This window comes from Olivibacter sp. LS-1, from assembly GCF_008245145.1.
Lineage (GTDB): Bacteria > Bacteroidota > Bacteroidia > Sphingobacteriales > Sphingobacteriaceae > Olivibacter > Olivibacter oleidegradans.
The window spans coordinates 3479720-3493780 of sequence record NZ_CP041643.1; the positions used below are offsets into that span (position 1 = coordinate 3479720).

Genomic DNA, 14061 nt, shown 5'->3' on the forward strand with positions numbered 1-14061 from the left:
GAATCATTAAATGTTTGTGAATCGGTTGATTGGGATTGTTGCTTGCATAGTTATGTTCTTGAATTTATCCCGCAGTTTATTAGGTGTTACTTGCTGTATTTAAGCTTATTGGATACACAAGTATAAGAAAAAAAAATAGTTATGCAATATTTTGCGTTTTTTTAATATTTATATGTATAAACATGCACTTAGGCTATAGATGTACCCGATTGCCATGATTGAAATTGAAGTGTTATTGGCATTCTATCTCAATGAAATGTGGAGGCTTTTTTTTTTCGTATTTTGGGAATAAGGTGTCTGTCGACTGATAAGGATGCAAAATGGATACACTAAATGGAAAAAGATATCCCGCTCTCAGAAAATTAGCCTTCGGAGATCGAACTTTTTGACCGCTGAAACAGGAACGAAACCGATAGCTTGCTGCCGATAGCTGAATCTTACCACAAAATAGTTGGTTACTGTTTTAAATTGAAACCCTGCTGATTAACATCATCGCATTATTATTTTGTGATAAAAATATATATTTACAAGTCTTAAGGAAAAAATTAACCAACATGCTAAAAGAAGAAAGACAGGCTTTTATAATGCGCGAAGTAAACCTGCACAATAAGGTTCTATCATCCGACCTCAGCGTTCAACTGAATGTATCAGAGGATACCATAAGAAGAGACTTAAATGAATTGGCTGAAAATGGGAAAGTACTAAAAGTATATGGCGGAGCCCTATCTAAGTCCTTTCAGTATCCGTTTCAGGATAACGAGGTTTATGCGCGGGAGTCAAAAAAGACAATTGCTCAAAAAGCAATAACCCTTATTCAGGATGGCATGGCCGTACTGCTGGGAGGGGGGACTACGATGTTGGAACTAGCGAGAACTTTACCCGAAAAAATGCAATGCACCTTTTTTACGATCAGCCCCCTCGTCGCTTTGGAGCTGGCAGAACGGTCAGGCGATGATGTGATATTAATAGGAGGTAAACTAGCCAGAAGCACCAATGTAACGATTGGTTCTCAAGTGATTAATCAGCTATCGGAAATCAGGGTTGATCTTTGTTTATTGGGAACTAACAGCCTATCGGTTGAAGATGGTGTTACGGATTCGGATTGGGAAGTTGTTCAAATTAAGAAAGCGATGCTCCGCTGTTCACAAAAAACAGGTATTCTAAGCATTGCTGAAAAATTGAATTCAGTACAGAAAATGAAAGTCTGCAATGTGAATGCCATCGATTACTTAGTGACCGATTTGGATCCTAAACATGAAAGCTTAAGTCGATTTTCGCAAATAGTAAAGGTAATTTAGCTATTCTAATGTTACTTTAATCCATTTTTAATCCGTTTTAGGTAGTTTAGTGTAACAAAAGTCAATGTAACGTCTTTATTTCTCACATTTTTTGAACTTGTGCAGCCATTTGACTAATATTGTTATACCAAACCAAACTAAAACAAATTGCTATGAGTACCGTTATTGCAGAGTTAATCAATAAGGAGGATATTCGGAACTATAAAATAATCGATGCACCCGAGAGCCACGTAAGTGAATTGCGTTATAAATTGCAAAGTGCTGTAAGATTAGGAAATGAATTTAAATCGAAATCGGTCATTACTTTTAATACTACCAGTGGGCCAAAAAGAGTAGAAACTACCGTATGGATGTTAACTGATAGTTATTTGCAATTGAAAAACGGAATCATGATCCCACTCAGTAGCTTATTAGACCTCGATTATTAGTACGGTTATTATATATATAAGAAGCAAATGGTCTTTCCGGTTTGTTTCTTATATATCGCTACACTAGCTAACCTGTGTTTTTTATATTCCTACCTTTATCACATAGTTTCTCAGTAAGATTGTCAATTAGTGTTAAAATTTTCTTCTTCGAAAAAAAAGAGAGAGACTTGTCGTATATTGCGACCAAATATTGGCGGTAGAAGATGGACACACACGTACTTCACAGATTTTTAGGGCTTTTTATCGGATTGTCATTATTTATAAGTGCCTGCAAAAAGGATAATCCGGACACAAATCAAGGTAATTCTACACAGACACCCACAGATGATCGCGTCGCGCTAACCAACGACTCTATTTTTCTGTATGCGAAGGAAATTTATTATTGGAATCAAAATTTGCCAACCTATGATGTTTTTAACCCAAGGCAATATACTTCCAATGCTGATAAATTAAAAAATTACGAAGCTAATTTGTTGTCAATAGCTCAATATTCCACGTCAAAATACGACATACTTACGGTCAACAATACAGACTATACAAAATTCTCTTATATCGAAGATGTATCAGGTAACAGTGGCGTCACCGCTGGCGTGAGAAACTTAACCAATAGTGTTAATTTAACAGGGCAAGGAAACGATGTCGGTATTTATGATATTGCAGCCTATGGGAGTGATACGGATTTTAAAGTGTTCATCCGCGCTGTTTATCCCGGATCTCCTGCCGCCAGAAGTGGCTTGACTAGAGGCGCTTCTATCACTAAAATTGATGGAGAAACAATCGGGGATGATTGGGATCGTGATTATAGTTACATATCGCGGTTACTGGGTGATCCTTTTTCTATTCGCTTAGAGGGACAAAAACTGAGCGGTAGCTCTTATTCCATTTCATTGAGTAAGCAGACTTATAATAGTAGCCCCGTCTATAAAGACACGGTACTCACTATCAACAATAAAAACATAGGCTATGTTGCTTATGCTCGCTTTTCGGATGAGGAAAATTCCTTTGATGTTCTTGATAATATCTTTTCGGATTTTGCAACAAAGAATGTTGAAGACTTAGTCATCGACTTACGTTACAACGGAGGCGGTTATGTTGCTACTGCCGAACATTTGGCTAATCTAATAGCCCCTAGCGGTACAACGGGGGTTATGTTTGTTGAGTATTATAATCAATTGATGCAAGAAGGGAAAGCGACTATACTCAAAAATCAACGCGTACGTAATTCTAATGGAGAAATAATAGGGACAGATACCTATGCTAGTTACAGTTATAAGCCGGAAGCAACGGGCAACACTGTTAATTTTAAAAAAGCGGGAAATCTTAGTAACGTGAAAAATATTGTTTTTCTTGTTACTAACAATACTGCTTCCGCCAGTGAGTTATTGATTAATTCGCTGCGTGGTTTAAGCTCTTTAAATATAAAGCTGGTTGGAACAACAACTTATGGAAAGCCTGTAGGATTCTTCCCGGTCCGGCTAGAGAGTGTGTATGATCTATATCTGCCAAGTTTTTCTTCAAAGAATGCAAAGGGGGAAGGGGATTATTATAATGGCTTCAAACCAGGAACCGATATACCCGGAAAGGAAATGCTTGATAATCTTGGACAGGATTTAGATAGCTTTAGTGAGTATGATTTTGGGGATCCTAAAGAGCTTTACCTGGCAGAGGCTCTGAATCAATTGGGAGTAACTGCAAGCACGACTAGTAGTGGTCCTTTAATGAATATTCGCTCCAAACAATCGAATAATACCACTCAGAACCTGATGAAAAATAAACGTTCTAGTAAAGAATTTAAAGGTATGATAGAGACGCGTGTGAGATAAAATTGTAGGAGCTCTTTGTTCTAAATAAAATAGGTGTTTACATAACTTTATTTTTATCTATCTGAATCTGGCTTGAGAACTTATTGTCAATATTTCGTATCACATTCAATATAGCATCTACCGCCTCTACATAAAATTTCGGATTAATGTTTTCATACGTATCGCTCGGTTGATGATAATCTTTATGATCTTCTACACCGAAATATAAGAAAGGGATATCTTTGGCGTTAAAAGCCCCTTGATCGCTTTGGTTAGTCCAATCGTCGTGCCCTGTGTTAGGATCGTCATGTCCTAGCAGAAGCTTTACTTTTACTTCATCCTTTATATCTTCTACATATCTCCTTAATTGAGGATATTTGTATGTACCACAGACATATAGCTCGTTTTTATCATTATGCGAAATCATATCCATGTTGATATTGAGCTTTATTTGATCTAACCGAATAGGTGGGTTTTCAACAAAAGCCTTGGCCCCGCGTAAGCCCATTTCCTCTGCATCAAAGGCTGCAAACACAATCGTAAAATTGGGTTTATTTTCACTGAAATAAGCAGCGAACTGTAATAAGGCGGCTATACCCGATGCATTGTCGTCTGCGCCATTATAAATGGAATCACCTACTTTACCCAAATGGTCGTAATGTGCTGATATGACAAGAACCTCTTTCAGTTTGCCTGGAATATAACCTATTATATTTTTCCCGCTATAAGACGTCCCCTCTTTATCATCAAATTGAAAAGTTTGTATATAATCTTCACCTTGTGGGAAATGTTCCAAACCTAGGCTTTTAAATCGGTCGGCAATAAAAGCCGCCGCCTTTTCCGCACCTGCTGTCCCCGTTTTTCTGCCCTCATATTCGTCGGACGACAATACTTTTAGGTCTTTCAATACTTGTGCATCTTGTCGTTCTGCATTTTCTTTAACACTTGCACAGCAGCTAACACAAAAAAATAGTATCAAAAAGGAAAATCGATGAAGAATAGTAAGCATATTGATGCATGTTTTATTACAAACATACGAAATAGTTCTTAAGGGACACCCAAAGTATAAAAGGAGGGTTTATTTTAACTTCTTTCTCCGCGAAAGAAAAGAAGCAAAGAGCCGACCGTAGGGAGTTCATGAACACCTTTGAAAATAATGAAGTAGTGAATAAAATCGCCGCTTAAACTTAGTGCTTATCACACTTCTCGCATGTCCACTGCTACCACACGGGATACGCCTTGTTCCACCATGGTTACTCCATATATAATATCCGTACTGGCAATAGTCCGCTTGTTATGTGATACAATAATAAACTGCGACTGATTGGAGAATTTCCGGATAATATTATTGAACTTATCGATGTTCGTGTCATCCAAAGGAGCATCTACCTCGTCGAAAATGCAAAAAGGAGCTGGCTTGAGCAGATATAAGGAAAATAGAAGGGCCGTCGAGGTAAGCGTTTTTTCACCACCTGAAAGCTGGTTGATGGATAAAGGACGTTTCCCTTTTGGACGTGCCATAATTTCTATATCGGATTCAAGGGGTAAATCAGGATTACTCAACACTAAATCACAGGAATCTTCTTCATTAAATAAGGAGCGGAAGACGGTAATAAAATGTTCACGCACCTGAGTGAAAGACTCCATAAATTTATCACGAGCGGTATCATCTATTTCCTTAATGGTATCCAATAAAGATGTTTTAGCATCGAAGAGATCTTTACGCTCTTTTTGAATAAACGTATACCGCTCGTTCATCTCTTGATAGGCTTCCATAGCCATCGAGTTAATGGCGCCAAATTCTTCCAGCTGTTTTTTCAGTTTTTCGGTCCGATTCCTCAACTCTTCTTCGCTTTCAATATGATCGGGCAGCTCGTTATCCAGTAACTCGTTGATATCGATTTCAAATTCAACGGCCAATCGTTCCTTTAGTGCGTTCAAATCGAGCTTTAGACTGTTCTTCTTGTCTTTTAATTCGTTGGTTAGCAGCTCTATTTGATCTTTCCGTTTACGGAACCCCCCGATTTCTTCTTCTTTTTTATTGATATTGGCGCGCATGGTATAGTACTGCTGTTCCGCTTCTTGTAAGCCCTTTTCCAAAGCCTCTTTCTGCGCATACATGGCGATTAGATCCTCATCAGAATGATCCACATGCTGTAAAGTATCTTTAATGGCCTCCTTTACCGCTTCGTATTCCGTACTATATTGGGTAATACGCTTTTCTAGATTTTCATGCTGGCTCTCTCGGTATTCTAAATCTTTATTGATACCGGCAACTTTATTTTGTTGTTGATGGTAGCGTATATTTTCTTGATTATAGGCTGACGATATGGTGGTAAGTCGTTCTGAAATTTCATTAAAATTTTCCTGAAATGCAGTTAGCTCGTTTGCCTTATCTATTTTGCTCGCTGTTAAGGATGCCAAAGCCGGCTCTGCTTGTGCAAGTTCAGCTTGGATCGTGCGGATTTTTTCTTCGATATCCTGTTTTCTATTCTGGCTATTTTGTATGAAAGAGAGGTACTGCTCTTGCTTCGTTTTTACAGAGATTAATTCATTGCTCAGGCGGTTGAGTTGTAGCTTGGTCTCTTCAAGCTGACTTTTTTTGGTGTTTGCCTTCAGATCGTTCAATAAAGCCGTCTCATTAACAATATCCAATTGGATTTTTTCGAGATGCGTCGTGAGCTGCTTGATTTCCTTACTTAAGTTATCGAGGTTCTTCGCTCTACCGATACGCTTGCCCTCAAACAACCCTACCGATCCACCACTCATCCCCAGTCGAAATTTTGCAAACTTACCGGTTTTGTGCAGGATGGTTAATTGCGTATCGGGTAACGGTGTCTCTAAATCGCTTTCATCTTCCGTTTTTAGAATATATACATCGTGTAATAGTAACTTGATCAGTGGAAGATAGCGCTCTTCTGTATCAACAACAGATAAAGCAGGGATAAACCGTTCATCTGATAGGAGGTCTAATCCATTGCGAATGTCCGGCTGTGTAATAGCTTCCAAAACGAAAAAGCCGGCACGACCGCGTGATGCGCTCCCTAATAATTTAATAGCTTTAACGGCCTCTTGACGTTCATTAACCACATAATGGTTCATTACAGGTTCGAGAAAGTTTTCAATAGCCACTCGATATTCTTCTTTACAGAAGAGCACATCAGATAGGAGTGGGTAAGGTTTTGCCCAGCCCGCATTCTTTCTTAAGAATCGGATAGACTCCGGAAAACCTTCCAAATTATCGACTAGTGATTTGGTTAGGTTGTACTCATTTTGTTTCGCATCTAATGTGCGGTTATCCTTTATTACGGCCTCTTTATAGGATTGGATAAGGACTTCTTTATTAGCTATTTGCTGTTGCAGCTCTTCTTCATAGGCTAATGTACCATCATATTCCTCCTGCAAAGCGTCAACACGTCCCTCTAGTTCATCAACTACCTTAGAAAATTCGTTTAGCTCACTTTCTTTAGCTTCTGTATCAACGATATTTCGTTCGCTTTCCTGGCTTAGCGCGTCTTTTTGGATGTGCAGAACGGCAATTTCTTTTTCTAATTTATAGATGTTGTTCTGAAGTTGATTGTTTTCATGTACAAAAGCATCTAGTTTAGTCTTGGCGGTTTGCTGTTGCCCCCTCAGCTCGTCCACTTCCTGTTTCTGTTCATCAAGTGAAATCTTGATTTCATCTAATTTTTGTTGCTCAAGTAGCTGCTCTTCGTTTAAACGCTTAATATTATAAAGAACGTGATTGATTTGCTGTCTGTCGTTGGCCAGCTCTTTACTCAAACGTTGCTCCTTATCGTTTAAGTTCTTTAGCTGTTCATTTTTGACCTTCTTTTCGCTTTCATAAGCTCTTATCTTGGAGGTGTACTCATTGGCCGCTTTTTGTTGAACCGAAAGATTTTTCTCTTCCACTAAGCTTTCCTGTTTGAGTTTTTGGAGTTCGGCCTCAAGTGTGTCCAATTGCGTGACAATAAGGTTCCGTTCGTCTTCTTGAGCACTGTGTTGTTCATCTAGGCGCTCAAGTGCTTCGCGAAAGTTACTGATCCTAAATGATGCCAACGATACGCTCAGTTCTTTATATTGGTCTTTGAGTTTATAATAGCGTTCTGCTTTTTTTGCCTGATTTTCTAAGGTTTTTAAGTTTTTTTCAATCTCAAAAAGGAGATCTTCTACACGACTTAGATCTGCTTCGGTGTCCTTTAGTTTATTAAGTGTTTGTTTTTTCCTAACCTTATATTTCGATATACCGGAAGCCTCTTCAAAAAGTGCCCTTCTGGAATTCTCTTTGTTGTTAATAATCTCATCGATCATTTTCAGTTCAATGATGGAGTAAGAGTCGTTTCCAATTCCGGTATCCAAAAACAAGTCAGTGATATCTTTTAATCGGCATTGTACATCATTTAAACGATATTCACTCTCGCCTGTCCGATATAATTTACGGGTAATGGTAACCTGAGAGAACTCTGTTGGAAGGATGTTTTTGGTATTGTCAAAAGAAAGTGAAACTTCAGCTAAATTAGCCGCTTTGCGCGTTTTAGTGCCATTGAAGATGATGTTTTCCATTTTTTCAGAACGGAGGTTCTTGGTGCGTTGTTCGCCCAGTACCCAACGAATCGCATCAACCACATTGGATTTTCCACAGCCGTTCGGACCGACAATTGCCGTAACACCTTCATTGAAATTGATAGTGATTTTATCGCCAAAGCTTTTAAATCCTTTAATCTCTAAACGCGTAAGTTGCATGTATTTTGTCCAAAATTTGAGGCTGCGAATTTAATGAATTGAACCAATTTATCTAATTTTCTGCTATCTTTTCTATTCGCTTTCGATTTTTTCTATCTATTTAAGTGTTTTCGTCTACTTTCTTTCAAAGTGAAGAAAGTAGACGAAAATTATTTTCTATCTTTAATCCATGGAAACCATTCTACCCTTTATCATCGCTGCAATTGTTTTTGGCTATCAAATATATGCTAATTTCAAAAAAGAGCAGGAGAAGGCCAAAAAACGAAAACCGTCGCATCGTCCACAAGTAGATGAAACACCGTATAAACCATTGCAGCGTGAAATACTTCAACGTGAGCCACTGTCGGAGCCGGAGCTGATCCATCCCAAATCTGAAAAACACATCACTTTTGAGGATTACTCCGGGGTTTTAGAGGTAGAAGAAGTGAAAAGGGCGAAAGAAATTCATAAGAAACACGAACATGCATACAAGCGTTTGGAACCTTATAAAATAGATGCCGGCAGCGAGGAAACCAATCCCTATGGGGATTTCGATTTAAGGGATGCCGTTATTAAATCCGCTATTTTGAATAGACCGAGGTATTAGTGACATACTAAAGGCACACGAATAAATCTTCGTGCGCCAGCAATAAGTTTTTGTTCTAATGAAGATAGTTAAAAACTTAAAACTTAGTTCTTAGAACTTACAACTCAAAAACCTATGGATCCACTAAAACAAACTGATCAGCGTCTTGTAAAAAAGGTAGTTTCTCTCTAATCCGTTTTAAATCGTCCGGATAAAGCGTGAAGGTATAGAGGTCCTCGTCCTCCGGTTTATAATAAACAACCCCACCGTCAGGTGCAACACAGGTAGAGGCTCCTGAATGATAAACCTGATTTCCATCGTAACCTACACGATTTACGCCAATTACGTAGCATTGGTTTTCAATCGCACGAGCAGGAATAAGGGCTCTCCAATGTCCTATCCGCATGTCCGGCCAACTTGCTATATATAGTAGGATATCATATACGTTGTTAAGATTTCTGCTAAATGCCGGAAAACGGAGATCATAACAGGTTTGCAAACATACACGCCAACCATTTATTTCTACAATGACGCGCTTTTTGCCCGCTGTGAAAACCTTTTCTTCACCAGCCATCGAAAATAAATGTCTTTTATCATATTTATGGAATGAACCATCGGGCTTCATCCAAATAAAACGATTGTAATATTTGCCGCCGTCTTCTATAATGAGGCTACCTGCTACAACGCAATTGTACTTTTTTGCCTGTTCTAACATCCAATAGATTGTTTGGCCGTCCATTCTTTCCGCACATTTCTCAACATTCATGGTGAATCCGGTATTGAACATCTCCGGCAAAATAATCAAGTCGGTTTTTTCCTTCAATGAGGAAAGACGTAATGCCAAATTGGATAGGTTTTTCTCTGTGTTCTCCCAAAAAAGATAGGCCTGAAATATTGTTATTTTTAATGGTTTCATTTAAAGTAATTATTCATTTTTCGTTAAGGATATCCTTTATCGTCTAATGAATAGGTTAGTGATAGTCGGATGTCTTTAGTACTAACGATGCACCGTAATATACTAAATTAACGAAAGTTTGTAAATATCTTAATTTCTCAATTAATCTTTTTGTTCACTATTTAGTGTATGATACTGAAACGCCATCAAAGCCAAAAAAAGCGTGTTATTTAATTCGTGCTAAATTTTCAACGGCTTTTTCCAAGGTTTCGTGTTTTTTTGCAAAACAAAATCTTATATAGTGTCTGTCCAATCGGTTTTTGTAAAACACGGATAATGGAATAGTTGCGACGCCATAGTTGACCGTCAGTTCCTTTGTAAAGTCAAGATCACCTTTGTCGCTTATTTTATCGTAATTGGCTAACAAAAAGTAAGATCCCGATGCAGGAAGTATCTCAAAAGGCGTTGAACGGAGCGCATTGACGAAAAAGTCCCTCTTCTCCTGGAAGAATTTGCTAAGTAAGAGGTATTCACTTTCGTCCATCAAGAAATCGGCCAAGGCATATTGAACGGGGGTATTTACGCTGAATACCAAATATTGGTGAACCTTCCGAAATTCAACGGTCAGTTTTTCAGGAGCAAGACAATACCCAATTTTCCAGCCGGTTATGTGAAACATTTTTCCAAAAGAAGAGATTACGAAGCTGCGTTCCCGTAGTTCGGGATAACTTGCTACACTAATATGTTTCTTGCCATCAAATACAACCTTGTCATAAACTTCATCGCTAATGATAAATATATCCGTTCCCTGTGTAAGTTTTATCAATTGTTTCATATCGGCGTCAGTTAGCGTAGCCGAGGTAGGATTATGCGGTGTATTGATAATAATAAGCTTTGTCTTATGTGAAAAGACCTTCTTGACATCGTCCCAATTGATATTAAAGCTGTTAGGCAATAAAGAAACAGTTTTTACCATTCCTCCACATAAATCGATTGCAGGCGCGTAACTATCGTAACAGGGATCAAAACAAATCACCTCGTCATCCGGTCGAATAATACTGGCAATAGCGGTAAATATGGCTTGCGTTGCACCTGCTGTAATGGTGATTTCCTTGTCTGGATGATAAATCGCATGCTGTTGCTTTTCCACCATCTCGGCTATTTTTTCACGTAGCTGCAAAACCCCTGGCATAGGAGCGTATTGATTCAGTCCCTTTTTCATATAAGTTTGGGTTAAATCAATAAGCTTAGGGGAGCAGTCAAAATCAGGAAAACCCTGCGAGAGATTGATTGCTCCATGCTCATTGGCTAAGGCAGTCATCGTGCTGAAAATAGAATTGCTTACGTTAGGAAGTTTAGATAGAACGTTGATCATAAGGATGTGATTCAAGTTTGTTTGTTTTGTTTAACTTTTTTTTAAATTAGTTGTTACTGGTTAAAGATGACATTGTTTATCCGAGAACGCTATTTTCTCAACAAAATAAGTCAAGTGTACAGTATATTCTTGTAAATTGCAACGTCCTAAGTATGCCATGTAACGTTTATGGCAGAAACTGTGTAAGCTCATTGTTGTAGTAACACAAAGGAACAAATTTTATATACGAATAAAATATCCATGTATTACAGGCTATTCAAACACGGATGCAGATAAAAATAAAGTGGATATTCCATATGGCCATAAAAAACAGATTATTTACATATGAAATATAACAGATTTTTGATCTTATTATTGTTTGCCATCGGGTTCATTTCTTGTAATAATCCAAAAAAGCAAGGAGGTGTTCCCCGAGTTGGATTTATCGAAGCCTTCGAAGATGCTACTATTGGCGATGCCCGCAAAGGTTTTATAGAAGCCCTGGCAGCAAGTGGTTTTAGCGAACAAAATAAGACAGTAGAAATCATCGCAAAGAACGCGCAGGGCGATATGGGAGCCATGAACCAAATAGTAAGTTATATGCAGTCGGAAGAGGTGGATTGTATTGGAACCAGTACAACCATGTCAACCTTGGCTACTGTGCAGCGAATAAAAAACATCCCGATATTCATGTGCGTTACCGCTATGCCGCAAATATTGGGACTGATAAATGAAAAGAAAAAAGGGCCTGATAATCTTTTTGGTGTCGGCGAAGATCTGAATTATATCGACACATCCTTTGCTATTATTCAACAAGTCGTCAAACCAAAAAAAAAGGATAATCTACGCATTGGTATGATCTATAACCAAGCTGAACAGCAGTCAGTTGACGCCTTTAACCGACTGGATAAGTTGGCGAAGCAAAAGCAGGTTGAACTAATCGCCTTACCGCTAAACACTTCCGCTGATGCTCAGCTAGTCGTGCGTGCACTCTTGAAAAGAAAAATAGATGCTTTTTTCGCTAACCCCGACAATACTGTTTTCGCAGCTTTCGAAACTATCTTAAATAATTGTAATGAGCGTGGAATTCCGGTTTTTACAAGTGAAGTCGGACTGGTAAAAAGAGGGGCTGTAGCTGCTTATGGTGCCGATATCTATCAATGGGGATACCAGGCAGGGCAAGAAGCCGCTAAATTTCTGAAGTCAAAGAAAACAGATAAGTTAACGGTTGAAAAAGTCAAGATAAGAAGAAGGGTATATAATGGAGCCGCAGCGACTCGATTCGGACTAACATTCTCGGAAAATTTCGAAAAGCTATAAATTTTCTTCAACTGCATGGATTTTTATTTCGCTGCTATACTACAAGGTCTATGTTTTGTACCCATGGGGTTGGGGATCTATCTAACGATGAAGATTTTCAATTTTCCTGATATCACTACCGATGGGAGTTATACGCTGGGCGCAGTAATATGCGCGTTGGGTATAAGCCATCAGCTATCCCTTTTTATACTAGTCCCGCTTATTCTACTGGCAGGTGCCATTGCGGGTAGTTGCACGGCACTTATTCATACGAAGCTAAAAATTAATGCCTTATTGGCGGGTATTTTGGTAATGACCGCTTTATATTCTGTTAATCTTACCCTGTTGGGACGTTCCAACATTCCGCTCTTAAGCTACAAGAATCTTTTTTCCATCACACTGGTGCAAGATGCTAATTCCAATACGTTCCTGATTGCCGGTACGGTGGTTGTCATACTAGTCGTTATACTCAACTATTTATTGCGGACTGACTTCGGCATTGCGATGCGAGCCACAGGGAATAATGAAATCATGGTGAGATCGCTGGGGGTAAACACCTTCAAAATAAAATGGATTGGCTTGGCGATTACGAATGCATTGGTTGCTTTTAGCGGTTCGTTGATTGCCCAGTTTCAGGGTTTTACTGACATCAACATGGGCATTGGGATTGTTATCAGTGGTTTAGGTTCCGTAATGATTGCGGAAACTATTATCAAATTGCTGCCCACAGATAAAGTATGGATTAATCTCGGCATGGTCATCATTGGTGTGGTTATTTTTCAGTTAGTACTAGCCTTTACATTAAGTCTGGGTATAGATTCTTCTCTTCTCAAACTGTTTACCTCTTGTTTTGTGTTACTAATTGTTGCTTTGCCTCAAGGTAATTTTCTGAAAGGTTCGCTAAAACGTTGATTATGCTGGTTCTCAATAATGTAAGTAAAACTTTTTTCCCTAATCGGCCGAATGAGATCCGTGCGCTGGACCGTTTGTCTTTTACCGTGTCCTCGGGGGAATTTGTGTCCGTAGTAGGCGCAAATGGATCTGGTAAAAGTACGCTGCAAAATCTAATTGCCGGTACGATCTGGGCTGACAATGGCGAAATTAGATTAAATGATGAATTGCTAAATCAAATGGCAGATTACCGGCGGAGCCGATGGATAGCACGGGTTTTTCAGAACCCATTGCAAGGTACTGCTCCGGAATTGAGCATCTTGGACAATTTTAGATTGGCTTCCCTGCGTGGAAAAGCGAAAAAACTTACTATTGGCGTCAATACCGCTTTTAAGGAGCGGGTGAGGGAGCAGGTGCGGTTACTCGATATGGGCTTGGAAAACAAAATACATCAACCAATGGGTTTACTAAGTGGTGGGCAGCGGCAGGCTTTAACTTTGCTGATGACAGTTATGAGCGATGTTAAATTGCTGCTTTTGGATGAACCCACCGCTGCGCTCGACCCACGATCTGCCGCTCGCGTTATGGAGTTGGCGAGCAAGCTAATCGCAGATTATCAACTTGCAGTACTATTTATAACCCATAACATGAGAGAAGCTCTTAGCTATGGCAATCGCTTGGTACAGCTATCGCATGGTCGAATCAAGCGAGATTTGTCGAACGAGGAGAAACACCGGTTAAAGCCGCAAGATTTATATGAATGGTTTAATGAGGATTGAATAAAAC

The 14061-nt window shown here is 39.0% G+C and carries 11 protein-coding genes; 7 read left to right on the forward strand and 4 right to left on the reverse strand.

Annotation, left to right across the window (positions count from 1 at the left end; all coding sequences use genetic code 11):
- Positions 1–554: 554 nt before the first annotated feature.
- The 3 genes from FKG96_RS14160 (at position 555) to FKG96_RS14170 (ending at position 3549) form a co-directional block, all read left to right on the forward strand.
- Entirely contained in the window at positions 555–1298 is a 744-nt protein-coding gene (locus FKG96_RS14160; RefSeq protein ID WP_130857841.1) for a DeoR/GlpR family DNA-binding transcription regulator, read from the forward strand.
- A gap of 152 nt (positions 1299–1450) precedes the next feature.
- Positions 1451–1726: a hypothetical protein gene (locus FKG96_RS14165; RefSeq protein WP_013666531.1), complete on the forward strand. Its 276-nt coding sequence runs from the start codon at positions 1451–1453 to the stop codon at positions 1724–1726.
- A gap of 203 nt (positions 1727–1929) precedes the next feature.
- Positions 1930–3549: a S41 family peptidase gene (locus FKG96_RS14170; protein ID WP_130857840.1), complete on the forward strand. Its 1620-nt coding sequence runs from the start codon at positions 1930–1932 to the stop codon at positions 3547–3549.
- A 37-nt stretch (positions 3550–3586) separates the two neighbouring features.
- Here FKG96_RS14170 and FKG96_RS14175 read toward each other — a convergent pair whose 3' ends face one another.
- The gene (locus tag FKG96_RS14175; protein ID WP_130857839.1) at positions 3587–4537 is read right to left on the reverse strand and encodes a M20/M25/M40 family metallo-hydrolase; all 951 of its coding nucleotides are present in this window, start codon (positions 4535–4537) and stop codon (positions 3587–3589) included.
- Positions 4538–4725: 188 nt separating this feature from the next.
- A complete protein-coding gene (smc, locus tag FKG96_RS14180) occupies positions 4726–8271 on the reverse strand; it encodes a chromosome segregation protein SMC (protein ID WP_130857838.1) in 3546 nt (1181 codons plus the stop codon).
- Between the two features lie 169 nt (positions 8272–8440).
- Between smc and FKG96_RS14185 the strand changes: the two genes are divergently transcribed.
- A complete protein-coding gene (locus tag FKG96_RS14185) occupies positions 8441–8857 on the forward strand; it encodes a hypothetical protein (RefSeq protein ID WP_130857837.1) in 417 nt (138 codons plus the stop codon).
- 112 nt (positions 8858–8969) lie between these two features.
- Here the strand turns inward: FKG96_RS14185 and FKG96_RS14190 are convergent, their stop codons facing one another.
- Both FKG96_RS14190 and FKG96_RS14195 read right to left on the reverse strand, forming a co-directional pair.
- Positions 8970–9752, reverse strand: a complete 783-nt coding sequence (locus FKG96_RS14190) for an amidohydrolase (protein WP_013666537.1) — start codon at positions 9750–9752, stop codon at positions 8970–8972.
- 205 nt (positions 9753–9957) lie between these two features.
- Positions 9958–11106 (reverse strand): methionine aminotransferase, encoded by a 1149-nt coding sequence (locus FKG96_RS14195; RefSeq protein ID WP_013666538.1) that lies wholly within the window; start codon positions 11104–11106, stop codon positions 9958–9960.
- Between the two features lie 324 nt (positions 11107–11430).
- Here FKG96_RS14195 and FKG96_RS14200 point away from each other — a divergent pair, with 324 nt between their 5' ends.
- From FKG96_RS14200 to FKG96_RS14210, 3 genes are read left to right on the forward strand one after another with little or no spacing between them, the layout of a single operon-like run.
- Positions 11431–12405 (forward strand): ABC transporter substrate-binding protein, encoded by a 975-nt coding sequence (locus tag FKG96_RS14200; RefSeq protein WP_130857836.1) that lies wholly within the window; start codon positions 11431–11433, stop codon positions 12403–12405.
- 15 nt (positions 12406–12420) lie between these two features.
- Complete coding sequence (locus FKG96_RS14205; RefSeq protein ID WP_130857835.1) at positions 12421–13296, forward strand: ABC transporter permease; 876 nt, start codon at positions 12421–12423, stop codon at positions 13294–13296.
- Positions 13297–13298: 2 nt separating this feature from the next.
- Complete coding sequence (locus FKG96_RS14210; RefSeq protein ID WP_013666541.1) at positions 13299–14054, forward strand: ABC transporter ATP-binding protein; 756 nt, start codon at positions 13299–13301, stop codon at positions 14052–14054.
- The last annotated feature ends 7 nt before the right edge of the window (positions 14055–14061 follow it).